This window comes from Phyllobacterium brassicacearum (assembly GCF_003010955.1).
GTDB classification, from domain to species: Bacteria; Pseudomonadota; Alphaproteobacteria; order Rhizobiales; family Rhizobiaceae; genus Phyllobacterium; species Phyllobacterium brassicacearum.
Genome location: NZ_PGGO01000021.1, coordinates 37,929 through 61,593, shown reverse-complemented (window position 1 = coordinate 61,593; position 23,665 = coordinate 37,929). Strand labels below are relative to the sequence as shown.

Below are 23,665 nucleotides of genomic sequence, written 5' to 3'. Positions count from 1 at the left end.
TCCTAAATGCCTAATTTTATAGCCACAATGCCATTTCATAACGATATCTAAAGTCCCTGTTCGATTTCGTGTGACCGTCGATTGCTGACGCCGTCAGGTCGCCGTCGCCGACTGCGATTGCGGACAAAAGGAACGGCTCATTGAGAGCCGTTCGAAGTATCGTTGCCTTTCTTATTGCCCGTGTTGTTTCCTGATGGCCTCGGCGATCTGCTCCTTGACAGCGCTGAGCCCGAAACTCGCTCCCGCCTGCATTGGCGGGAAGTCGATGGCGGATTTACCCAGTTCCTCCACCTTCGCCTGAACGAGAACGAAACGCCAGAACTCGAATTTGTACCATTCAAAATATTCGAGGGATCCAATGGCTCCCTTGAAAAATGCCGTCCTCTCGAACGGATCGAGGCGTAGATTGACAACGGTCGGAACGCCAAGTGTCACCGTGTCACCGATCCAGCCGCCCGGCTGTTCCTTGAAGGTGTATTTGAAGTCGTCGATGCGGGCAGCGCCGAGTGTGCTTTCGGCGAAATACCAGATCTCGTGGCGGTTTGATTTGCCCGATCCGGTAATCATGCTGGTCTGGTCGTAGCCGTCGAGATGCACCTTGTAGTTCTGCCCATTGAGTTCCTTGCCGGCCTTCAGCTCGACGACAATGTTCGGGTCGCCGGCGGCGGTAACAAAGGTGGGGAACCAGTCGAGCCCTGAGAACAGGCCGTTGCCGATCGAACCGGCGGGAACGTGCCCCGGCCAGCGGATCATTGCCGGTGCGCGGAAGCCGCCTTCATAGGTCGTGCCCTTGCCGCCGTAGAACGGGGTCTGGCCGCCATCCGGCCATGTGAAGTTCTCGGTACCATTGTCGGTGGTGAACATGACGATGGTGTTGTCATCGACACCCATGTCCTTGAGCTTTTGCATGGTGGCACCGACGATGTCGTCCAGTTGGGCCATTCCGGCCTCGTGGATGGTCCAGCCATTCTCGGAGTTGCGCATCTTTTCATATTTGTCCGAGAGGTGGGTGACGATGTGCATGCGTGTGGGGTTGAGCCAGAGGAAGAATGGCTTGCCGTCGGCTTGCGCTTTGTCGACGAACTTGAACGCCAGGTTCTGGATTTCGTCGTCGACCGTTTTCATCCGTTCGGGATAGAGCGTGCCGGCGTCCTCGATCTTCTGTTTGCCGACCTTACCCCAGCGCGGCATTTCCGTTGGGTCGTCCACATCCGTAGCCCAGGAGTGAACCATGTTGCGCGGACCGTAAACGTTCAAGAGGTCCTGCGGGTAGCCGGGGTGCGCAGGGTCTTCCATCGCATCAAGGTGATAGAGATAGCCGAAGAACTCGTCAAAGCCGTGGACTGTCGGCAGGAACTCATTGAGATCGCCGAGATGGTTCTTGCCGAACTGTCCTGTAGCATAGCCCATGGATTTCAGTACCGTCGCAAGGGTCGGCGCGGCTGCCGGAATGCCAATGGGTGAGCCCGCCTGTCCGACAGTGGTCATGCCAGTGCGAATGGGAAGTTCTCCCGTGATGAAGTTTGCGCGGCCCGCCGTGCAGCTTGCCTCGGCGTAATAGTCGGTAAAGAGCATGCCCTCGGCGGCCAGCTTGTCGAGATTCGGTGTGCGGCCTGCCATCATGCCGCGGTGATAGGCACCGATATTCCAGATGCCGACATCGTCAGCCATGATGACGACGATGTTGGGTTGCTTGCCCGATGCCTGAGCAGTCGCGGACGTGGTGGCCGCCGTGTTAGTGATTGTGCCGATCGCCGACATGGCGAGCAATGACCCGCCGGTCAGCAGGATGTCGCGCCTGCTGGGTGTCGAATTGTCTGCCATTGCAGTCTCTCCCCGTTGGTCAGGCCAAAGGCAGAGAGACACCTTCCTGCGGGCGAGACGACTTTGTTATGCGCCCCGTAGCATCTGTGCTCAGTGGATGTAGCCGTGCGAAAGGGGCGCGCCGTGATGCCGACAACAGGAATATGCGCGGCCCCTCTGGAACAATTCTCTCTGGATCCCCCAACATCGCAAGTACGTAACGGTTACAATGAAGTATGCTGCGGCCGCAGGTAACGACCCTTTGCGGTTGTCGATTAACCCAACTCGCAGTTCACGATCGACTCAAAATCTGCCATAGAGCCCAGCATGTTCAGGATGGCTCGAATACAGCGTTGATTTCTTGCGGCGACCCAGTGTTGCCGACGGAGTGGCCACTGCCCGCGATGACAGTTCCCTTATCAGCTTCGTTTTGATCGCGGTCGAATAGTCGGCATGCTGTCTTATATCCATGACGAATGCGTTGGCTCCGAGGATCACATTTTTTGTGTAATAGCTGGCAAGATCGCCCTCATCATCAGACACCACCAGTGCATTGATGGTCACCCCCATTTCCGCGGCGCGCTGGCGTGCCAGAGGTAAGGAAGCCGCTTGCCGGCGCATAGGTCATGAAAGGCTTGCGCGCGAAGCGGAATCTCCGCGTTCTAATCGAAGAGCGCGCCAATAGTTCGACCAGCCCTCGGCGCTGTGATCGACCGGACACCGGCCGTAGTTACTGTTACGTACTCGCCAGCGATTGCGAGGAGTGTAATAGTCCTCAAACTGAAACAGACTTACCTTGGCCGCTCAGCGCGGCTGCGCTGCTAATACTTATCACTAACAGTAGTTTTGAGTCGGCCCTCCGTTTATGCGTCATTAGGGACCGACGTTCGTCGCTGCAAAGACAAGTCAAAGGGGGGACGTGACGATGATGCGCATTGGCACACTGTTTCTTGCCACACTGAGTTTGACAGCCGTTTCTTTAAACAGAACGAATGCCCAGGAGATCACGGGTCAGCCAGGTTCGCCCAGTGCGACGACAACGATTGACGGCAGATATCTCCCCAACCCATCGCCGGCTTTCGGCGGTCAAATCGGTCTCGATGCGAAGAACTCCAAACCATACTGGCCGCCACAGATCGTTCCCCCCAAGGGTGCTCCCAATGTCCTGTTGATCATGACCGACGATGCGGGGTACGGTGTTGCTGGCACATTCGGCGGCGTCATCCCCACGCCGGCGATGGACCGGGTGGCAAATGCGGGGCTGCGCTACACCCAGTTTCATTCGACCGCGCTTTGCTCGCCAACGCGGGCCGCGTTGATCACCGGCCGCAATCACCATTCCTCAGGTTTCGGGGTTATTTCCGAGCAAGCCACCGGATTTCCAGGCTATGATTCAATCATCGGAGTGAACAACGCCACGATCGGGGAAATCCTGAAACAGAACGGCTACGCTACATCATGGTTCGGCAAGAACCACAACACCCCGGCTTTTCAGTACAGCAGCGCCGGTCCCTTCGATCAGTGGCCGGTAGGAATGGGCTTCGATTATTTCTACGGCTTCATGGGCGGCGACAGCAACCAGTGGACGCCATATCTCTTCCAGAACACAACTCAGGTTTACCCTTGGGTCGGCAAGCCCAACTACAATCTCATTACCGACCAGGCCGACAACGCGATCGACCACATCAAGCAATTGAACGCGGCTGCGCCTGACAAGCCGTTCTTCGTTTATTACGTGCCGGGTGCCACCCACGCGCCGCACCACCCGACCCAGGAGTGGATCGACAAGTTCAAGGGCAAGTTCGATATGGGTTGGAACGAATTACGCGAACAAATTTTCGCCAACCAGAAGCAGCTCGGCGTTATCCCGGCCAACACCCAACTGACGCCTTGGCCGGATGACTTACCGAAGTGGGATACGTTGGATGCAGACAGCAAGAAGCTGTTCGCGCGGCAGGCGGAGGTTTTCGCCGCCTATGTGGCCTATTCCGACAATGAAATCGGCCGCGTGATCCAGGCGGTCGACGACCTTGGCAAGCTCGACAATACGCTCGTCATATACATTGAAGGCGACAACGGCACGAGCGCCGAGGGAAGTGCGCTCGGTACACCCAATGAATTGATCACCATCGAGGGCATGCAGATCCCGGTCGCTGATCAGTTGAAGTTTTATGATGTCTGGGGCTCCGACAAGACCTATCCTCATATGTCCGTGGCATGGTCATGGGCTTTTGATACCCCGTTCAAGTGGACGAAACAGGTTGCTTCGCATTTCGGCGGCACGAGGCAGGGCATGGCAATGGCCTGGCCGGCACGGATCAAGGAGGCTGGCGGCATACGCAGTCAGTTCCATCACGTGATCGATATCGTTCCGACTATTCTTGAGGCAGCCGGAATATCCACCCCGGTGATGGTGAACGGCGTTGCGCAAAAACCGATCGAAGGCGTCAGCATGACCTATAGCTGGAACAACACCCAGGCTCCATCGGCACGCACGACACAGTATTTCGAGATGTTCGGCAATCGCGGCATCTACAGTGACGGCTGGTATGCCTGCACCACGCCGCCCGCTGCGCCCTGGTTGATGGGTACCTCCAAGATGCCCGATGTTGTTGATGGCTACAAATGGGAACTGTACAACCTCACAGAGGATTTCTCGCAGAACAACGACCTTGCTGCCACGATGCCGGACAAGCTGCATCAGATGCAGGAACTGTTTCTTATGGAGGCGGCGAAATACAATGTTTTCCCACTGGATAACTCGATCCTGGAGCGCCTCCTCACACCACGGCCAAGTACGACTGCCGGACGCAACGACTTCACCTATTCTGGCGTGGTCGCGGGCATTCCGTCGAGCAATGCCCCGAGCATCGTGAATAAATCCTACACAATCACCGCGGAAGTAGACGTACCGCAGGATGGTGGCGAAGGCATGCTGGTCACAACGGGCGGCCGCTTTGGTGGATATGGTTTCTATCTGCTCAAGGGGAAGCCCGTCTTCCTCTATAATTTCGTTGACTTGGAACGTTTCCGCTGGGAGGGCCCGGACGCCTTGGCTCCCGGCAAGCATACCATTATGTTCGACTTCAAGTCCGACGGTCCCGGTTTCGGCAAGGGCGGCACTGGCATCCTTAAGGTGGACGGTAATGAGGTTGCTAACGAGAAAATTCCGCACACGATTCCAGCCCTCATGCCGTGGGATGAGACCTTCGACGTGGGGGTCGATACAAGGACAGGCGTCGAGGACACGGATTACCAGGTGCCGTTCCCGTTTAACGGCAAAATTGCGAAGCTGGAGGTGGCGCTGCAGCCATAGGCACCGGGCCGGACGCAGTGACTTCGAGGAGGCGCGTTGAGCGATGGATAGCCCTGTTATTGCCGTCGCCGACGCTCAAGCAGTGGATCGATCAATCGGTGGTCGAGGAGTGGAAGCGGCGGAGCCTCCGTTCAAAAATATGGTGCGGGTTCCTGGCGGCACGTTTCTCATGGGGTCGGATCATCACTATCCGGAAGAGGCACCAGCCCACAAGGTGGAGGTGGACGGTTTCTGGATGGACGCGTGCACCGTGACCAACCGTGAATTTGCCGGCTTCGTCGAGGCGACCGGATATGTCACCTTGGCCGAGCGCGCGGTAAATCCGGATGACTATCCCGGCGCAAAGCCGGAATTGCTTGCACCATCTTCGGTGGTGTTCATCAAGCCCAAAACTCGTGTTGATCTCAGCAATCACTACAACTGGTGGGCATATGTGCGCGGCGCGGATTGGCGGCATCCACGGGGTCCTGCAAGTTCGATCAAGGGGCGGTCGGATCATCCTGTCGTGCACGTTGCGTATGAGGATGCAGAGGCCTACGCGAAATGGGCAGGCAAGGAATTGCCGAGCGAGGCCGAGTGGGAATTTGCCGCGCGTGGAGGACTGGATGGTGCAGAATTCGTCTGGGGAGATGAACTCGCGCCCGGTGGCAAGCATGTGGCGAATACCTTTCAGGGCGAGTTTCCCTCGCAGAACAAGGTTGAAGACGGTTATGAGTGGACATCGCCGGTCACCGCTTTTCCCCCAAATGGCTATGGCCTGTACGACATGGCCGGCAACGTTTGGCAGTGGACCGCCGACTGGTATCAAGAGCACAACAAGATCGACAGCCCCTGCTGCACCCTTCAGAACCCACGAGGTGGAAAGAGGGAAGAGAGCATTGATCCGCGTCAACCTGAGATCACCATTCCTCGCAAAGTCATGAAGGGCGGCTCGTTTCTCTGCGCTCCGAATTATTGCCAGCGCTATCGTCCCGCAGCCCGAATGGCGCAGCCTGTCGATACATCCACGTGCCACGTGGGATTCCGCTGCATCGTGCGGCAATCCTGACAACTTCAAACAGACCCGGGCGATAGAGTTAGGGTGCGGTTCCACATGAGTCATTATGCGACTTTCGAAGCACAAAAGGCGAACCTAAGGCGGTTCGTGCTCGTAGGTTGCGACGACGGATGGAATATACTCCGTAGTGCGATACTCACAGTTGCATGCGGATAAAACGCCACGCGGTCGCGGGTTTTTCCGACAAGTATCACGAGCCATCATGGTTTTTTGCCGAGCTCGGTCACATGCAAAAATCGCGATCGGAGCCCGGTGCTCCAGCCGCAAAGCGATCAAATCTTGTCCCTATTTCGGTGCCGCCGCTGCGGTTTCGCCGGGCGGCAAGATCCGGAACATAAAGGTCGATACCTTTTCGCCGGGTTTAACCGGGTCGGGAATCTTGTTTTTGACCGGCTTCACGCTTTGGAGAAATGCCGCGATCGCCATGGCGTCATCCTTGGTGAGATGCGCAAAAGCGTGCCAAGGCATGATTGGGGCGAGGAGGCGACCATCTGGCCGTTGACCAGTCTGAAGAGCAGTGACAATTTGCTCGAGGCTCCAGCCACCAATGCCGGTCTCCTTGTCAGGCGTGATGTTTGGGCCGACAACAACACCGACACCGGGAATCTCGAAGCCCACATCCGAGCCGCCAAGAAAGCGTGACAGGTCTGGCTTTCCGAAGAAGTAACCCGGCGTGTGGCAGTCGTTGCATCCGCTTATCGTGACGAGGTATTCGCCCCGCGTAATCTGTGCGTCGTCGGCCATGGCCGCAAACGATAGCAACCCCAGGCCCGATGCGGTTAAGAATGCAAATCGAATTGGGATTTGAAACATCGTTTTCTCCCTCCTATTTTAGCCCGCGTGCTTCACAATGCGTTTGCGCCCGCGTAGCTTTTGACTTCTGCAATAAGCGTACGGGATGTTGATCACATCACATACGGCTTGGATGTTTTTCAGGCTTGAGTCCGCCGGATAGCCGTGCATCTGGTCATTGCATTGATAATTACTGATTCCAGGGACGGGATCTCAGCAATCAAAATCTATTCCCTTCCGGGCGGGCATTTGGTTTGAGCATCCGGCACTGACGCTCATCATGCTACTGCCCCGCCAATCCGGACATTTCTTATACATGGCGAAGTCTCGGCCCCCACAACCTTAATATGTGCCGGAAACCGGCTTCCTCGAGCCACGCCGAGTATTCGGCTCGTGTGTAGTTTCGCCCTTCCGTCTCGATCAGCATGTTGAGGCTCATCAGCGCAGCCGGCGCCGGTCCGGTCTTTTATAGAAAGTCGCCTCCCAACGATCTCCGAGCACGTCCAAACGCGGCGTTTGCAGACGGCTTCCATGAGCGAATGCCAAGCCACGATGCATGAATAGGGACGCTACACGCGATTATTCCAAACGCATGCAAATGCAGAGACAGGGCTAGCAAAACCCTTGAGGCGCAGTGGCTCTGTCATTTTAAAGATATCCGGGTGTCCGCATTCCCGGCGTATATTTTCGGAAACGAGAATCTGGTCGGCCGAGGCGGCCGAGCATAAGCGGGCGGCAAGTTGGACCGTGGAGCCGAAAAGGTCGTTGCTGTCCTCAACCGGTTCGCCGCAATCAAGGCCGATCCGAATATGAATCGGCTCTGAGTTGCCGCTATTAAACTGCAGAAATTGTTGCTGGATCGCAGTAGCGCAGCCAATAGCCTCAGGTGTAGATGCAAAGGAAGCCATAATACCGTCGCCGGTGTGCTTTATTTCGCGCCCGCCTGAATGTCTCAGGCACCTGCGCACGATGGCATCATGAGCGCGAACCAGCTCGGTGGCTCTGCGATCGCCAAGACGCTCAGTCATCTCTGTTGACCCCACCATGTCGGTGAACATGATCGCTCGGTGTCCTGAATCCACTCCTGCGGAGAAGCGGCCGGATGGCGGATCTGGATCCTGAATTCGGCCGAGGAATGCCTCCACCGCAGAAAGGGCGACTTCCACGATTTCTCCCGGAACATGTCCATGCGCCTCCCGATGCACGCACTGCACGGTGCTTTGGTCCGGCGCATCAATAAGGCAGAAAGTTGTGCCTCGCTGTTCATCAAACCAATATGTCAGGAATTTTACACCATAGCGGTCCTGAACTTCCAGATCCTTGCGATGCGCTTCTGCAATCTCGGCCGCAGTAACTCCCTTGAGATCATGTCGGTCCATAAATATGGCCATTGTCGCTTCCCACTGGATTCGCCGCAATAATACAGGCGACCGAAACATGATGCGGCCACCTCGTGATCGCTCAGCCGTCAAGATCTTCCGCCGGCTAAAAGTTATTGTACTACACAAGCAGCCATCAGCAAACGAGGAGCCAAACTTGGAGAGGCGCAGGTCTCCGCCCTGCTGCGTCGTCTTTAGTCATCACCGGCTTCGCCGTCATTAAGATGTCTAAGGCGCTGATAAATCAGGGAACCATGAGGAATATATTGCCCGCCGTATCCCGGTGGTGCGATATCGGTCACACTTGAAATTGGGCGCCTTCGCTATGCAACTGACACGTCTCGAGCTCTATCAACAGTCTGCGATAGGCCGCTGAGTAAAGTCGCCCCGGATCTCGGCATCTCCGGCACGGCACTGGCCGCCATCTGCAAGCAATATCGGGTACCCTACCCCGGATCCGGATACTGGACCCGCAAATCCCTTGGGCTTCAGGCAGAGCTGCCAACGCTCCCCGAGGCATCTGATGACACCATCGAGATAACGCCGTCAGTCCCGAAACCACGACAAAAAAGAGCGCTGGAAGAAGGCCCTGCGCGCAAGACCAGGGCCGTACCGAAACCTCATCGTCCGGCTCGTCATTCGCTGCTGTTTGGTGTCGAAGAACACCTGCGAAAGACACGGGATGTTAAAAGTGGTGAATTCCTCCGACCCTACAAGAGGATCCTGCCGGATCTGATTTCATCAGAACCTGCTTTGCTTCGCGCACTCTCTATCACCAATGACATCTATCTCGCGTTGGACAAGCGGGGCTACCGTGTGCACATCGCTCAGCCCACCGACGACCTGCATCGCATCCAGCATGTCGAGCGGCAGTTCGGCTCTTCCACAATCGAAAAGTCCCCCCAATTCTACCGTCCGAATTTCTGCTATTCTCTTGAGGAGACTATTGCCTCGTATAACGCCCGGATTAACGTGCATCTTCAGAACATCGCCGCGTCAGAGATGATAATAAATGAGCTAAAAACTATTCAGGATGACAGCGGTGACATTGAGATGAATAGGCAACTCATTGCTAGGGAATATGAGGAAATCCGGAAATTGGAGGAACTCATAAAGCTTTTAGAAGAGGCCAAGAGTCCCGGATGATGCCAGCGTGATTTAGCCCCTCATCGGGTGCTGTCACCTTGTTTTTGGCTTAACGAGTAGTCGCTATTGATCATGGGCTGTTTCTTGCCGAGCCGTCTAGAGACAATCTCTTAAGCCAAAACAACGTGGCAGCACCGTTTGAACTGTTCGCGGCTACTGAGCTAATCCGATACTCACGATCCCAATTCCCCCCACCACGATCAGGCTCGCGGCCCACACGATGTCGAGATTGAACCAGCTTTGTGAGATGAACTTGGGTCCGAGCCATCGATAGACGGCAATGGCGATAACGCCGCCACTTGCAACCATGGCGGCCGCGTGGACCACGGAGACGGCGGCGGCGGTGATCAGATTACCAGTCATGAGCGTGGCAGCCGCTTGGTGTCCGACATCCAGTTCCCCTGCCTGGCACAGGCCCAGATAAATCGGCACCAGCATCAGCCCGGCGCCATGCGCGGTGGCAGCCGCGAAGGACCACAAGGCCAGTTGCGCCGGCGGGATACGGGCAAGAACACGCGGGTGGCGCCGGTTGATCAAGAGATAGATCCCGGCTGCGATCACGATAAACCCCGCCGCGATGCGGATCTGTTGTTCCCAGACAATCAGCGTCATCATGGCGCCGAAGGGCAGCAGGATGCCAATCATCGCCACAAAGTGGCCCATTGCCAAAAGGCCGAGCGCCCGGAACAATTCGCTGGCACGTCTGTCTAACAGTCCGGCCGAGACGGCCAACGGCCAGCCCATGCCGGGGTTGACGCCGTGATAAATGCCACTGGCGATGACGGCCAACCAGAGATACCCGGCCGTCGTCCACTCGCTCATCGCTTCATTGACCCGAGCAGTCGGTTACACCGACGGATAGCAAAATGAATCCGTCGAGCAATCGCCGCCTTCCAGACGAATCTGGTGCGAGCGATACCCCTCGGGGAACTTGACATAAAAGTCCTTGTCCAGGATGATCCCGCCGTTCTCGCCGACACTGGCCTTGACCATGGCTGCCGGGACACCATCGGGATAGAACTGGTCGTCCCAGGTCGAATACAGGGAGTTGGTCCAGTAAACGCGTTTGCCATCGCGGCTGATCTCGACCATCTGCGGTCCGCCCCTGTAGTCGCCGCCGCCGGGATGCTTGGTCTTGCGCGTGATGCCGCCAATATGGACGGACCCTGCAAGCTTAGGCTTCATCGGATCGGTCACGTCATATTGGCGCATCTCACCGGTCCCCCAGCAGGCTACGTAGAGGAAGCGGTCATCGAGCGATAGGTCTATGTCGGTTACCAGCGGCGGGACCGCCTCGAAGCCCCGCAGAAGCGGGGGCAGGTCATCTTTCGCAGCTGCTTCGGGCGGGATAGTCGCCGTCTTTTCGCAATGAAATTTGCCGTCTTCGCGCCACCATGTCCAGATCGATCCCTCAAGGCTTGTCGTGTCAACGACCACTCCAAGGAAACCGTATTCCTTGACCGGGTCATGGGCGGGGCGGACTTCCAGTGCCATCTGGTGATTGGCTCCCAGATCAATGGTCTGCACGTTCCTGCGTTCGCGCAAATCCCAGAAATGCACCCGGTGTCCGTATTTGTTCGACAGGAGATCTTCCGGGACGATGCCCTTCTCGAACTGGGGCGGAAGTGCCCATTCGCTCGACACCATGTAGTCGCGTGGCAGGTTCCACCAGAAATCATACTGCTTGTCCTGTGGCCCACGATCGATCTCATAGCGCCCGATGACATCGAACGTCTCGCAATCCATGACAAAGATGCCGGGAGGTCCGTCGGTGCCGTCAGGGCCACCGCCTCCAAGCGTCGAGACATAAATACCTTCAGGACCGCAGTGAATCGTATGAGGCCTGGAATAGCCCGTCTTGGCAAACACTTCTTCTGGCTCGATGACCTTGTGGATTTTAGCTTTGGTCGGTCCGCCCTTGGTGTCTATTACGTAGATGCGCGAAGATCGAATACCGGGGATGATCAGAAACCGGCGCTCGAGAAACGGGTGACCGTTCAACGGCGAAAGGGCCGAAGAGCACGCGTTCCAGCCGAAATGGTGAAACTCGTCGCCCTTGTTCGGCATTATCACGCTATGGACGACCTTGCCGTAGTCCTTTGACTTCGGGTTTACGTCAACGATTGCTAGTCCATCAGGCTGAGAGAAGTCGGGACTCAACATCAAAGTGTAGGCAAAATTTTCGACTGGCGCCTGCATTGCGAGCTTGGCAGTCGCGTGGAAAGTCCGGTCTGGCCGTACAGTCATTGTCGTCCTCCCTTGGCGGGTTAAGCAGCCCGTCAGACAATCAGGGGCACGACCTGTGATGCGTTTGGATGCCCGCCGAAAACGTCGAGACTCTTTGTTGTTCGCACGCTATTTTCATGCGACTTTGAAGAATCTCACGGATTTTGGAGAACTGCAATCTCGATTTGTTTCGCCGAAAGGCTCTGTGAGCGACATGCGCGTTACCCGCACCCAAAAGCATTTCCTTGACGAGGGCGCAAGCTTAACGGGAACGGTAATACAGCCACACTGCATAAGCGATGATGGGTGGATAACGATGGCGCTCATAATACACGGCAGGCTGGTTCATGCCCATCCGGCGTTGGTGCGAAGATAACTTCTGAACGGTCTCGAGATAGACAGAGGAGCAGTTCTCATCTCGATCGTGATCTCATGCCGAACAACAAACACAATGCCGCTCGCCGTCCCAAACTGCTCGCAGACGTGTTCGGAACAATCTCATACTGTCGGATGTCAACATTCCAGGGATGAGCGGACTCGAACTCCTCCTGAAGGCGAGGAGCATTCGGCCTGGCGATCGCCAAGACGATCCACCACGTGGAGGCACTACGCGAAGCGCAGCGCCGGCAGACGGCGGCCGAGCAGGCGCGCGCGTCGCTTTCCCGTTACTTTTTGCCCAATCTCGCAGAACGCTTGGCCAGCAGCGCCAATGTCCTCGACCTTGGCGGCACGCGCCGAGAGGTTGCCTCGCTCTTTACCGATCTGGCTGGCTTCACTACGCTCATGGAGGCGATCGAACCGAAGGTGCACGGGCCGCTCCTCAATGATTATATCGTTGGCATGACCGACATCGTGTTCGCCCATGACGGTACAGTCGCAAAGATCATCGGTGACGCGCTCCACGTCCTTTTCGGGGCACCTTCCGATCAGCTGGCGCATCTGCTCAGAGCCGATCTCGTTCCCGAAGCCTGGGCTCCTAGAGACAAGGCCCGGGAGTTGCGCGTGGCCCTCCGTGAACGGATGTTCTACGTGCGGCTGCGCACGATGACAAAGAACCGGATCGTGGCGGTCTTTGATCGCTACCCGGAGCAGACGGCGCAGTTGAAGAAGATCGTCGACCTGTTCGGCAAGGCTGGCCGCATCCAGCTTGCTGAGGTGAACGTCTCGCCACGACCGCATCCAGATCGATCGTGGTCTCGACTTCATCGGCGATATCAATGAGCGGATCAAGCAGTCGGAAGCGTCCGGGCCATGACCAACTTCACCTCGTTGCAGTGATATCCGCGACTGTATTCTTACGGCGTTGGTGCGCGGATATGAGAGGAGGCGCAATTCAATCTTTGATGTCATCGGTCATGGCTGTCTGTTTTTGCGGCGGACGGAATCCGGGCGTCCGGTTGCCAGCATGCGGTTGACCGTGCGCGCAGACGCGGTCCGATCAGTGTCATGCAGCATGGCTGCGGGGACGACATGACCATGCCAAAAACGGTCTTTCATCCGATCTGGCGACAAACATCTGTGAATGTGGGAAAATGGGCGCATATTAAGCCCAACGATATCGTGCGCCCTAGGAGCAGTCACCGCTATGGATCGAAAGCTTGCAGCCATCCTTTCGGCCGATGTTGCCGGCTTCAGCCGCCTTGCTGGACGAGGAGGGTACGGTTCGCGCACTCGATCTATGCCGCGGTCGGATTGCCGAATTGGTTAGCGAGCATGGCGGCCGTATCTTCGGTAGCGCAGGTGACGGCCTTGTCGCCGAGTTCCCAAGCGCTGTTCAGGCCGTCCGGTGCTCAGTAGAAATCCAGCGCCGTCTTTTCAGTCTCTCAGAAGATGTCCCACCCGATCGCCGCCTGGAATTCCGCATCGGCGTCAATCTGGGTGACGTCGTTGTGTCGGGAGACGATCTGCTCGGCGACGGCGTCAATATCGCGGCACGCGTGCAGGAGATCGCCACTCCGTCAGGCATCTGCATTTCCGCATCGGTGCGCGAGCATCTCGACGGCAAGGTGCCGTTCGCGCTGACCAGCCTCGGCGAGCGGAGCTTGAAGAATATCCCCCGTCCAATTTTCGTCTTTCGGGTCGATTGGCAGCAAGAGACGCCTGTCGGAGGCGGTATCGCGTCCGCGCCATCACTTGCGGTCCGCCGTGGCAAGGACCAGCCGTCGATCGTCGTCATGCCCTTCGACAACCTCAGCGGTCAGGGCGACGAATATTTCGTGGACGGCGTTGTAGAGGAGATCACCGCCGCGCTCTCGCGCGTTCGGGATTTCTTTGTAATCGCGCGACAGTCCGCATTCACCTACAAGGGACGCTTCGTCGACGTGCGTGAAGTCGGCAGGGAACTCGGCGTCAATTATGTGGTCGAAGGCACCGTTCGCCGGGGCGGCGACCGACTGCGCATTTCCGTGCAACTGGTCGATGCGGAGACAAGGACCCAGATCTGGTCCGATCGTTACGAGGGCGCAGTCGAAGATATTTTCGAGTTCCAGGATCGGATTGCGGCGCAGGTGGCAGGTGCCATTCATCCGGCCATCCGCGATGCCGAGATCGAGCTGGCCAAGCGCAAGCCGCCGACCAGTCTGCGGGCCTATGATCTCGTTTTGCGCGCCTACCCGAACCTTTGGGGCCGCCGCAAGGATACCAACAACCAGGCGATCGAACTGCTTCGGCAAGCGATCGCCGTCGATCCGGGCTATGGCCGCGCGCATGCACTTTTGGCGTGGTGCCACGCCTCAAACGCCTCCTACCTATGGACCGAACAACCGGAACCTGAGCTGGAAAAGGCGCGCGCAGCGGTTGAAGCTACAGGCTCGATCAGCGATGATCCAGCCGCGCTGACTGCCGCCGGCGCGGCAATGAGCATCTGCGGCGACCAGGAGCGCGCCACCACCTTTATCGAAAAGGCGCTTGCGCTTGATCCAAACAATGCCTGGGCATGGGCGCGCCTGGGCTGGATCGCGATCTACAAGGGCGAAGCCACCCGCGCACCGGAACGCTTCCAGCGTGGGATGACCCTGAGCCCAAGAGATCCGCTCGCATTCAACATGAGATTAGGGATGGCCTTTTCCTTGGCCATGGAAGGTTCTCTTTCACAGGCCATCGCGATAGCCCAGGAGGTCATCAACAGCTATCCTGACGTGACCTGGTCCTATCGCCACCTCGCCGCCTGGTCGGCGATGAGCGGAGACTTGGAGACCGCCCGATGGGCCGCGCAGAAGCTATTGGCGGCCGAGCCAGGCTTTACAATCGAGTGGTATCGAGCGCTGCCCTGGTTTCAAAACATACCGCAGTGGGAAGATCAAATGGCCGAGGGTTTGCGGCAAGCAGGCTTGCCCGAACGCTGATTGCCGTTCAAGGACATGCGAGGTCCGCTCTCGGCCGGCCGATGATGCTGTCGACAATCGTGCGACACATAGAAACGGTGTGATTATTAGAACCGCAGACTCACGCATGCGGCAATTCTAGGATGTGGTTCCAGACGAGACCTTATGCGATTTTCGAAGCACCGAACGAGAACATTATCGCTGAGCATATTTGAAGAACCGCGCAGTTAACTGAATATTCGTCACGCTGCAGTTAGTCAGGGTATGTCTCTAATGTGTGCTCGGCTCCATCGCGTTAACAACGCCGAAAAACTTGCGTTTGTTTCGATCCGTGGTGATGTAGCCAGTCAGATTGCGCCTGATGATTACCTACATGGCAGAGCCTGGGCCAGGTCAGATCAAGGCTGCACTCGCAGCGGGCTTTGGCAAACGGCCCGCCATGGATATGCATTGCATGGAAGCGGGGTCGGTCCCGATGAAGCCGCCCCTGTTTTCTATTCGCCCAAAGTACCGTACATTTTTGCGAAACTCTTATCGTGATCCTATTCTGCCGAGCAGGGCGAAGATTGCTGTGGACCGCCGCTTAACCGTCATACTTGCTGCCGACGTTGTTGGATTCAGCCGTCTCATGGAGGTCGATGAGGAGCGTACACACGCCGCGTTCAGTACTTGCCACACCGCTATTGCAGGACTTGTCGCCAAGCATCGCGGCCGGATTTTTGCCGGCGCCGGCGACAGCGTGTTGGCTGAGTTCGCGAGTCCTGTCGAGGCTGTGCGGGCCGCGATCGACATCCAAAATGATCTAGCTGAACGACGTCTCGACTTAGCTGAGGGCCACCAGATGAAATTTCGAATTGGCATCAACCTCGGTGACGTGATTGTCGACGGCAGCAACCTCTATGGCGCTGGCGTGAACGTGGCAGTGCGTTTAGAGACGCTGGCTGAACCTGGCGGCATATGCCTATCGGGCAATATTCACGAGCATGTTGAGCAAAAATTGCCATTGCAATACCTGGATCTTGGGGAGCAACGGGTAAAGAACATAGCCAAGCCTGTGCATGTCTATCGAGTGCTGACAAGTGAAGCGACACAGGGCGTGCTGTCGATCACGGCAGCCGAGACTTTCGCCACCAATTGGCTGGTGCCGCGTCTGGGTTCTTTCCAACTAGTGCATCCAGACATCGCCTTGCGACTCGAGATTATGGGCCGGGTGGTCGACTTTGCACACGAGGCTTTCGACGTTGGTATTCGCGAGGGTCATGGCAATTGGCCCGGCCTCAAGTCGCATATGCTGATGCCGGTCGAGTTTACGCCGCTCTGCAGCCCGGAGTTCCTCGCCCGCGCCGGCAACATCGCCGCCCCCATCGATCTCTTGCAGATGCCGCTGCTCAGCTGGAGCATCAGTGACGACTGGTGGAGAGAGTGGTTCAAACTCTCTGGTATCACAAACCCCGAACCGGCAATTCGCCCGTCGGTTCAACTCAAAACGCAGCTGGCGATCAGCCAAGCCGCGATGGCGGGACAAGGTATCGCCATCCTGACGCCCGCTTTCTTCGCCGCTGAGATCGCCACCGGCCGTTTGATCCAGCCATTTAGTATCGTCGCCGGTATCGGGTCTAGCTTTTGGCTCGTCTATCCGGAGGACCACCAGAATTCGCGCAAGATTCACGCGTTCAGAGAATGGATTCTGGAAGAGGTCAAGCGCGACATGGCGCGGGCAGTAGTCTAATTGCGTGCGTTCATCGCCGGCGATCTGTTGTTTTTTAACGAGGGAAGAGGAGTTTCAAAGGGAATGCACCGAAGCGCTCCAAGAAATCGAACGTCGCCGTGCATTGTATTTGGGAAACAGGATCCCGATCGATATTGCTGGCCGCACAGTGATCCTCGTCGATGACGGCATCGCAACCGGTGCAACCGCTCGCGTCGCAATCCTGGGATTGCAGCAGCGCAAGCCACGAAAGATTATCCTCGCCGTTCCGCTTGGGGCAAATGACACGATGGAAACGCTGAGACACGACATTGATGAGGTCATCTGTCTTGTAGAGCCTGCAACGCTGGAAGCAATCGGCTTCCATTATGGCGATTTTCCGCAGCTGACTGATGAAGAGGTTATCGAGATCCTGAAGCGGAGTCGGACGCCTCAGTAGGTGCTTGCAGCTACAGCCAGCAACTGTGCGAGCTTGTGAAACGCTCGTCCACTTCCGCGCCGCCAACGCTCATTGTAGAAAAATTGGCACCAATCAAAATCCGCTACTATCGGCATTTTCAAACGAACGTTTGCTGCAGCCCCCGCAATTGTACATACACGCTCGGCGACGTTGTGACACGAGAGAATATTAGGCGGCTGGCGACATGAAGTGATATCGATTCCTGTGTTCCGGCACAGTTTTGCCTGGCAATTCCGGCCGTCCCCCGAAAGTCCACTGCTGTGAATGACATCGTCGTTGCGCACTATGGATTGGTGTAGCCTGCATCATGTCCGCGGGCGAATGCTTGAATTTCAACAAGCAACAAGGCTGCAGATGTGCGCCATGCGATACAAGATCCTCATCATTGCCCTGCTCTTCACAGCGCGGGCGTTTGCGCTCGACGCGCCCCTCGACTGGGCCTCCGGTGCCGAGGGGCATGTCACATTGTTTTTGGCTTAATAGATTGTCGATAGACGGTTCGGCATGAACCAGCCCATTGCGAATTACAAGAACCACCGTTTCGCGCCAGAGATCATCGCCCGTGCCGTTTGGCTCTATTATCGGTTTCCGTTGAGCCTGCGCCATGTTGAAGAAATGCTGTTCGAACGAGGGATCGCTGTCTCCTATGAGATAATCCGCCGATGGGGCAGAAAACATGGCCCGAATATGCCCGGCGCATTCGCCGAAAGCCACCTTCCAGCAATGATGTCTGGCACCTCGATGAAGTCGCGGTGTGCGTCAACTGCAAGAAATGCTGGTTATGGCGGGCGGTTGATCAGGATGGGTATGTTCTTGACGAAATCGTGCAGGTTCGCCGCTATACCAAGGCTGCCAGACGATTATTGATCCGTCTTCTGAGCAAGCAAGGCCCTGCCGCCAAAACGGATGGTGACTGATAAATTGCGATCCTATGGCGCGGCGAAGCGTCAGGTCGTTCCAGACATCGAGCATCGCTCTCACAAAGGCTTGAACAATCGGGCGGAGAATTCGCATGTTCCGTTTCGAAAACGGGAGCAAATGCGTCAAGGCTTCCGGTCGATCGGGAGCTTGCAGCATTTCCTTTCGCTCTTCTCTGCCGTTCGCAATCTCTTCGTTCCATCCCGTATAAATCGCTCAGCATTTCAGATCCGAAATCACCGCCTGCATGCCATGGACGAATGGAAAGCAGTGAGCGGTCAGATTGCCTGGAAAGGGCGCTTGCGGTTTGCACACCTATACTTCAAACAATGTGACAGCGCCCTTCAGCGAGATAATCAACGACAAACCCATAGTGGTCTGTGAACAGCTCATTCCGCATCTGTTGAATTTCCCAGCCCGGGAGATAGAAATGTTGTCGATCGATGAACGCCATATCGTCGCGAATGGTATCGGGCATCGGCGCGAAAAGGTGGGTCATTCAGTGCGCAGGGCTTCGATAGGCTGGAGCCGTGCAGCCTTGCGGGCGGGATAATAGCCGAAGAAGACACCCACGCAGACAGCGAAGCTGACGGCAAGCAGCACCGCGCTGAGATCGATGACGACCGGCCATTGAGCGAATGTGCCAATGGCGGCCGCCGCCACGATCCCGATAGATACACCGAGGATGCCGCCCAACAGAGCGAGAGTGATGGCCTCGACGAGAAACTGAGCAAGGATATCTCTCTGGCGCGCGCCCACCGCGAGCCGCAGCCCGATCTCGCGCGTGCGTTCCGTAACCGTCACAAGCATGATGTTCATGATTCCGATACCGCCCACCACCAGAGACACTGACGCGACCGCGAAAAGAAGCAGTGACACCACCCGCGCCGAAGTCTCCTCAACCGACGCCGCCTCAGCCAGATTGCTGACCATAAACGTTTCTTCCTGGCCAGGCTGCAACCGATGCCGTTGACGCAACAGGTCATGAATGGTTGCCATGGTGTTCTCCGCCGACACGCCTTCGGCCAATTTGACCGTGATATTGTGCACCTGCCAGGGACTAGCGCGGCTGGTGCCAACGAATTGACGCCGAGCTGACGTGATTGGAACCAGTGCAACATCATCCTGATCGTCGCCCCACACGCTCTGGCCCTTGCGTTCGAGCACGCCGATGACCGTGAACGGCACATCACGTATGCGCAGCGGTGCGTCGATGGCGTCGGCCTGGCCGAACAGCTTGTCCCGCATTGTGGTCCCAAGAAGCACCACATTGGCGGCGCGCCTGTTATCGTCCCATATCATTTCCCGTCCGGCCGTGACGGGCCATTCGCGCGCGGTAAAATAGCTTGGCGTGACACCGCGAATAACACCCTGCCAGTTCGAGCTCCCGACCGTCAACTGAGCCCGGCTGTACAGGAGCGGCGTCGCAAGAATGACACCCGGGATTTCCGATTCGATCGCTACTGCGTCGGCTTCCGTCAGCTGGGGAGCTGCCCCGCTGCCAAGCTGAACGCTGCCCATGCGGGCGCTGCCGGGGGTGACGCTGATGAGGTTCGTGCCGAGGCTGCGGATCTGGGCCGCGATGCGTTCGCGGGCACCATTGCCGATAGACATCATTACCACAACAGCGGCGACACCGATGATGATGCCTAGCATGGTGAGGGCACTGCGCAGGCGGTGGGCTCGCAGCGATCGCAGAGCGACTCTGGCGCTACCGGGCATTGTCGTAGACCAGCGACGGACGGCTCGTGGAGCCCGAATGCCAGGCGTGCTGCATTGTAGGATGGTCGGACACCATGCGCCCGTCACGGAAGGTCACAATGCGACCGGCATTGGCGGCGACCTCCGCGTCGTGGGTGACCAGCACAATGGTCAGCCCTTCACCATTGAGACGACGAAAAATCGCCATGATCTCTTGTCCGGTCTGACTGTCGAGCGCTCCGGTTGGCTCGTCGGCAAGTAGGACCAAAGGCTCGGTAACCAGAGCGCGGGCAATGGCAACACGCTGCTGCTGACCGCCCGACAACTCCGCCGGTGTATGGCACGCTCGGTAGGCCAGGCCGAGCTTGTCGAGCAAGGAGAGCGCGCGGCGACGTCGCTCGGACGCGCGCATGTGACGATAGATGAGCGGCAATTCCACATTTTCCAGCGCACTGGTGCGCGGCAGCAGATTGAAAGACTGAAATACGAAGCCGGCGCTGCGGTTGCGGATAGCCGCAAGAGCAGCGTGATGGAGGCGGCCGACATCGACACCATCTAGGCGATAATTGCCCTCGGTTGGTCTGTCGAGGCATCCCAAGATATTCAGGAGGGTTGACTTGCCGGAGCCAGAAGGCCCCATCACAGCGACAAAATCGCCTTTCTCAATACTAAGGTTCACGCCGTCGAGCGCCCATACCAGTCCGCCACCGGTGCGGTAGCTGTAACGCAAAGCCTCGACTTCGATCAGAGCCATCGTCGGCGACCTCACTGCAACCGGAACCGCACGAGGACAGAAGATGCCTCGGCATTCCGTCCTGGTGCGGCGGCGACTCCGGTAATAACCGGCTGTCCCTCGGTCAGGTCCCCAGTCAGAATCTCGCTCATTCGTCCGTCGGTGATGCCAATTCGAACAGTGACCGGTTGCGGTTCGCCACTTGCTCCGAGCACAAACGCATGCCCGATCGATCCCGTTCGCGTGGTGCCATTTCCAGGTGACTTTTTCAGGGTAGCCTCAATCGGAATCCCGTCTGGGCCCTCTCGCCCTGGACGGAAGCGCAGAGCGGCGTTTGGCACTTTCAAGACGTTTCTCCGCTGTGCTACCACCACCTCCAAATTGGCAGTCATGCCGGGCAGCAGCAACTCGTCGGGGTTCTCGGCAGCGATCACCACTATGTATGTGACGATGTTCTGCACGATCTTCGGTGCTTTGCGGATCTGCTTTACGGAGCCGGTGAAGATGCGCTCGGGGTAGGCATCGACTGTAAACGTGACCGGCTGCCCCATGGAGAAGCGGCTGATATCCGCCTCCACAACTGAGGCTTCGACCTGCATTTGCGTGAGGTCCTGTGCGATCGTGAACAGGACCGGACTTTGGAGGCTGGCCGCCAATGTCTGGCCACCACTGACGGCGCGGTTGACCACAGTGCCGGTGACTGGCGAGCGAATATAGGTGCGCTCAAGATCAATCTGTGCCTGACGCAAGATTGCCTGCTTCTGCGTCACCTGCGCCAGAGTGTTGGCAAGCTGCGCCTCCGCCATGCTAAGCGTTGCCTGCGCAGCGCGGATGGTCGCCGCTTGCGAGACCTCATCGGCACGTGCGGCCGTCACCTGCGCCTCGGCCGACTTGTGGGCAGTCCTGTCATGCTCCCATTCGCCTGCTGATATAACTTTGCGTTCGGCAAGCGGGCGCTTGCGCTCCAATTCCTGAGCCGCGCTGTCGACTGCCACTTCGGCGCGTGTGGTCTGCGCACTTGCCGAGGCAAACTTGGCCTGGGCATTGTCCAGTTCGGCGCGGAAGCGCGCAATCTGAGCACGCTGGACCGACACCAGTGTCTCGGCCATTTCCAACTCGGCTTTGGTTTGCGTCACCCGCGCTTCATAAATGTCCGGCTCCACCCGAGCGATGACCTGGCCTTCCGTCACGCTGGAGTTGAAATCGGCATAAAGTTCTTTGACCAGGCCGGATATTTGCGAGCCCACCTCGACCACTACCAACGCGTTCAGCGTGCCAGCGGCCTGGACGGTTGTGACAATGTCGCCCCGCTCCACGGATGTTGTGCGGTAGGAGTGTGCGTCTACGACGCCGGAGGAGGAAGAAAAAAAATCTGCCAGCTGATGAAGTCCTGATGGCAACGGGCTGTGTGCTGAGGACGGCGCCGGCGGCGCTTGGCTCGATGGCATCGCTGCCGCGCCCAGGAACGCCGTTGCTAGCAATACAATGCGCGTCATCTGCCGAACCTTTTGGAGACGCAGGGTTGATCGGACAGCAGGCGAAGCGTGGTCGACGCTCCCGCCTGCTGCATGTCTGAAGCCATTGAGGTGCCGCCATGGGGCGGCACCTCAATGGGGCCTGTTACTGCTTGCAGTGCCCCGGATTGCCCGTGCATGTGTCGACGGGGTCGTTGCCGAGGTTGCCGTGGCCGGTCGTCGTATCTTGCGTCGCGGTTCCGTTGGCGTTGCCGTTCACATCTTTGGTGGTTTCGGGGAAAACGCAGATAGAATTCGGACCGTCCTTGGTGTACGTCCCGCCGCCGGCGACGCATTCCTGTTCCGATCCAGAAGCTGCGAAAGCTGCACCCGTGCCGAGCACTAATGCACTGCCTATGAATGCGGTCGCAGCCGCCAAAATTAATGCATGTCTAGACATGTGATCCTCCCATTGTTTTGCCAGAGCCAAAGTCGCAAAACGCGCTGCACAGGCCACCTCTGGCACCGGTCAGCAGCGCAAGGCAAAAATTGCCTGCCGATCTTTGATCAGCCGTTCAGTGGAAGCCTGGGCTTTTTTAGGTTGACGAACATAAGGCAGCCGGCAGCGTATTATGCCGCCGCGTCTGCGGAGTCTCTTCTGGATGGCTGCCTCTCAGCAGCGCCGCAAACGATCGTAAAGCAATGGCAACGTAACCGTCCCCATTGCTTAAGTCCCCATTACTAACCAACTGGCAAGACGGTCGATAGAACCAAGCTTCTCACCACTAATAAAGTATTAACTATTTGTATGTCTAGTGCAATCGGTTTTTGCTGTAATTGACTCTAGCGTTTATATTTTATCCATCTATTAAGCACTACGATATCGAAGGGTAAATGCTATGATTTATACTTATACCCACAAAGAACTAGGTGTTTACCCCTGCCCTCCGCCTGCGGAAAACGAAGCCGCCATCCCAGTTGGCACCGACTCGCGAAGTCGTCTACCTGGACCACCTGGCGGCTCATCTTGCTTTTGATTTGGACAATTCGCCACGAGCCTTGTCCAGACCCCAATATTCTGCCCCCACGAAGATCAACTCCAACAACGAGGCAACATCGAATAAAAGCAAACTGCGATCAAAAAGCACCGATCTGAAAGCGGTCAGTCTGGTCGCCCATGGCGCGTTAGCGCTTTCCTGAAGAACTGCTTCGCGGCCGGCAGATCGCGATGTTCGCTGAACCAGAACTCTACCGTGTCGCCAACACTATCGATGGCGCGGTAGAGATACATCCAACGACCGCGGGCTTTGACGTAAGTTTCATCCACCTGCCATTTCCTGGTCACAGCACGCTTGCGCTGTTGAACCGCTCAAGCAGTTGGGGTGAGAAGTGGGTCACCCAGCGATGCACCGTCGAATGATCAACGCTAATACCGCGTTCCGCCATCATTTCTTCCAAATCGCGAAGGATTAACCCGTATGCCAGATACCACCGCACGCACAGTAGGATCACAGAGCGATCAAAATGGCGTCCCTTGAACATGTCGTGCCTCCGGAAATGATGGAGAGCACATACCTCCAATCGGGTTATAAAACAGTTTGCGACAGAACCATCATCGCTCCATCGGGAGTTACGACAAAGTCGTTGCA

At 57.2% G+C, this 23,665-nt stretch carries 16 protein-coding genes and 4 pseudogenes; 8 read left to right on the top strand and 12 right to left on the bottom strand.

Annotated elements, in window-relative coordinates; translation table 11 throughout:
* Positions 1-171: 171 nt before the first annotated feature.
* Both CU102_RS22455 and CU102_RS22450 read right to left on the bottom strand, forming a co-directional pair.
* Entirely contained in the window at positions 172-1,824 is a 1,653-nt protein-coding gene (locus tag CU102_RS22455) for an arylsulfatase (RefSeq protein WP_106713322.1), read from the bottom strand.
* Between the two features lie 282 nt (positions 1,825-2,106).
* Positions 2,107-2,424 (bottom strand): DUF1194 domain-containing protein, encoded by a 318-nt coding sequence (locus CU102_RS22450; RefSeq protein ID WP_106713321.1) that lies wholly within the window; start codon positions 2,422-2,424, stop codon positions 2,107-2,109.
* Between the two features lie 307 nt (positions 2,425-2,731).
* Here CU102_RS22450 and CU102_RS22445 point away from each other — a divergent pair, with 307 nt between their 5' ends.
* Together CU102_RS22445 and CU102_RS22440 are read left to right on the top strand one after the other, a co-directional pair.
* Complete coding sequence (locus tag CU102_RS22445) at positions 2,732-5,119, top strand: arylsulfatase (RefSeq protein ID WP_106713349.1); 2,388 nt, start codon at positions 2,732-2,734, stop codon at positions 5,117-5,119.
* Between the two features lie 139 nt (positions 5,120-5,258).
* Positions 5,259-6,167, top strand: coding sequence for a formylglycine-generating enzyme family protein (locus tag CU102_RS22440; protein WP_106713320.1), 909 nt, complete (start codon positions 5,259-5,261; stop codon positions 6,165-6,167).
* 294 nt (positions 6,168-6,461) lie between these two features.
* Here the strand turns inward: CU102_RS22440 and CU102_RS22435 are convergent, their stop codons facing one another.
* Positions 6,462-6,989, bottom strand: coding sequence for a c-type cytochrome (locus CU102_RS22435; protein ID WP_106713319.1), 528 nt, complete (start codon positions 6,987-6,989; stop codon positions 6,462-6,464).
* Positions 6,990-7,537: 548 nt separating this feature from the next.
* Positions 7,538-8,359 carry a nickel-binding protein gene (locus CU102_RS22430; protein ID WP_106713318.1) on the bottom strand — a complete coding sequence of 274 codons (822 nt, stop codon included), beginning with the start codon at positions 8,357-8,359 and terminating at the stop codon, positions 7,538-7,540.
* Positions 8,360-9,100: 741 nt separating this feature from the next.
* Here CU102_RS22430 and CU102_RS30135 point away from each other — a divergent pair.
* On the top strand, positions 9,101-9,493 hold the full coding sequence (locus CU102_RS30135) for a hypothetical protein (protein ID WP_210204792.1): 393 nt from the start codon (positions 9,101-9,103) through the stop codon (positions 9,491-9,493).
* Positions 9,494-9,646: 153 nt separating this feature from the next.
* Here the strand turns inward: CU102_RS30135 and CU102_RS22420 are convergent, their stop codons facing one another.
* Complete coding sequence (locus CU102_RS22420; protein WP_106713317.1) at positions 9,647-10,315, bottom strand: hypothetical protein; 669 nt, start codon at positions 10,313-10,315, stop codon at positions 9,647-9,649.
* A gap of 24 nt (positions 10,316-10,339) precedes the next feature.
* A complete protein-coding gene (locus tag CU102_RS22415; protein ID WP_106713316.1) occupies positions 10,340-11,740 on the bottom strand; it encodes a selenium-binding protein SBP56-related protein in 1,401 nt (466 codons plus the stop codon).
* A 549-nt stretch (positions 11,741-12,289) separates the two neighbouring features.
* Between CU102_RS22415 and CU102_RS30505 the strand changes: the two are divergent.
* The 5 genes and pseudogenes from CU102_RS30505 to CU102_RS22385 all read left to right on the top strand — a co-directional run.
* Positions 12,290-12,965 (top strand): annotated as a pseudogene (locus tag CU102_RS30505) (adenylate/guanylate cyclase domain-containing protein); the annotation flags it as partial.
* A gap of 339 nt (positions 12,966-13,304) precedes the next feature.
* Positions 13,305-15,063: pseudogene (locus tag CU102_RS22400) on the top strand (tetratricopeptide repeat protein).
* 340 nt (positions 15,064-15,403) lie between these two features.
* Entirely contained in the window at positions 15,404-16,771 is a 1,368-nt protein-coding gene (locus CU102_RS22395; RefSeq protein ID WP_106713315.1) for a LysR substrate-binding domain-containing protein, read from the top strand.
* A gap of 109 nt (positions 16,772-16,880) precedes the next feature.
* Entirely contained in the window at positions 16,881-17,189 is a 309-nt protein-coding gene (locus tag CU102_RS22390; protein WP_166648579.1) for a phosphoribosyltransferase family protein, read from the top strand.
* 525 nt (positions 17,190-17,714) lie between these two features.
* Positions 17,715-18,416, top strand: a pseudogene (locus CU102_RS22385) (IS6 family transposase); the annotation flags it as partial.
* Between the two features lie 34 nt (positions 18,417-18,450).
* Here the strand turns inward: CU102_RS22385 and CU102_RS22380 are convergent.
* The 6 genes and pseudogenes from CU102_RS22380 to CU102_RS22355 form a co-directional block, all read right to left on the bottom strand.
* Positions 18,451-18,627, bottom strand: coding sequence for a BREX system Lon protease-like protein BrxL (locus tag CU102_RS22380; protein WP_280951918.1), 177 nt, complete (start codon positions 18,625-18,627; stop codon positions 18,451-18,453).
* Entirely contained in the window at positions 18,624-19,784 is a 1,161-nt protein-coding gene (locus CU102_RS22375; protein WP_245425477.1) for an ABC transporter permease, read from the bottom strand. The genes CU102_RS22380 and CU102_RS22375 overlap by 4 nt, the downstream gene beginning before the upstream one ends.
* A gap of 55 nt (positions 19,785-19,839) precedes the next feature.
* Complete coding sequence (locus tag CU102_RS22370) at positions 19,840-20,583, bottom strand: ABC transporter ATP-binding protein (RefSeq protein ID WP_106713312.1); 744 nt, start codon at positions 20,581-20,583, stop codon at positions 19,840-19,842.
* 11 nt (positions 20,584-20,594) lie between these two features.
* Positions 20,595-22,058 carry an efflux RND transporter periplasmic adaptor subunit gene (locus tag CU102_RS22365; protein WP_106713311.1) on the bottom strand — a complete coding sequence of 488 codons (1,464 nt, stop codon included), beginning with the start codon at positions 22,056-22,058 and terminating at the stop codon, positions 20,595-20,597.
* Between the two features lie 124 nt (positions 22,059-22,182).
* Positions 22,183-22,476: a hypothetical protein gene (locus tag CU102_RS22360; RefSeq protein WP_133624710.1), complete on the bottom strand. Its 294-nt coding sequence runs from the start codon at positions 22,474-22,476 to the stop codon at positions 22,183-22,185.
* 705 nt (positions 22,477-23,181) lie between these two features.
* Positions 23,182-23,558, bottom strand: a pseudogene (locus tag CU102_RS22355) (IS6 family transposase); the annotation flags it as partial.
* Positions 23,559-23,665 lie beyond the last annotated feature (107 nt).

Bases quoted from the DNA above. Each gene is read 5' to 3' on its own strand.
- CU102_RS22455 (WP_106713322.1), bottom strand. From the start codon at position 1,824: ATGGCAGACAATTCGACACCCAGCAGGCGCGACATCCTGCTGACCGGC.
- CU102_RS22450 (WP_106713321.1), bottom strand. From the start codon at position 2,424: ATGCGCCGGCAAGCGGCTTCCTTACCTCTGGCACGCCAGCGCGCCGCG.
- CU102_RS22445 (WP_106713349.1), top strand. From the start codon at position 2,732: ATGCGCATTGGCACACTGTTTCTTGCCACACTGAGTTTGACAGCCGTT.
- CU102_RS22440 (WP_106713320.1), top strand. From the start codon at position 5,259: ATGGTGCGGGTTCCTGGCGGCACGTTTCTCATGGGGTCGGATCATCAC.
- CU102_RS22435 (WP_106713319.1), bottom strand. From the start codon at position 6,989: ATGTTTCAAATCCCAATTCGATTTGCATTCTTAACCGCATCGGGCCTG.
- CU102_RS22430 (WP_106713318.1), bottom strand. From the start codon at position 8,359: ATGGCCATATTTATGGACCGACATGATCTCAAGGGAGTTACTGCGGCC.
- CU102_RS22420 (WP_106713317.1), bottom strand. From the start codon at position 10,315: ATGAGCGAGTGGACGACGGCCGGGTATCTCTGGTTGGCCGTCATCGCC.
- CU102_RS22415 (WP_106713316.1), bottom strand. From the start codon at position 11,740: ATGACTGTACGGCCAGACCGGACTTTCCACGCGACTGCCAAGCTCGCA.
- CU102_RS22395 (WP_106713315.1), top strand. From the start codon at position 15,404: ATGATTACCTACATGGCAGAGCCTGGGCCAGGTCAGATCAAGGCTGCA.
- CU102_RS22380 (WP_280951918.1), bottom strand. From the start codon at position 18,627: ATGACCCACCTTTTCGCGCCGATGCCCGATACCATTCGCGACGATATG.
- CU102_RS22375 (WP_245425477.1), bottom strand. From the start codon at position 19,784: ATGCTAGGCATCATCATCGGTGTCGCCGCTGTTGTGGTAATGATGTCT.
- CU102_RS22370 (WP_106713312.1), bottom strand. From the start codon at position 20,583: ATGGCTCTGATCGAAGTCGAGGCTTTGCGTTACAGCTACCGCACCGGT.
- CU102_RS22365 (WP_106713311.1), bottom strand. From the start codon at position 22,058: ATGACGCGCATTGTATTGCTAGCAACGGCGTTCCTGGGCGCGGCAGCG.
- CU102_RS22360 (WP_133624710.1), bottom strand. From the start codon at position 22,476: ATGTCTAGACATGCATTAATTTTGGCGGCTGCGACCGCATTCATAGGC.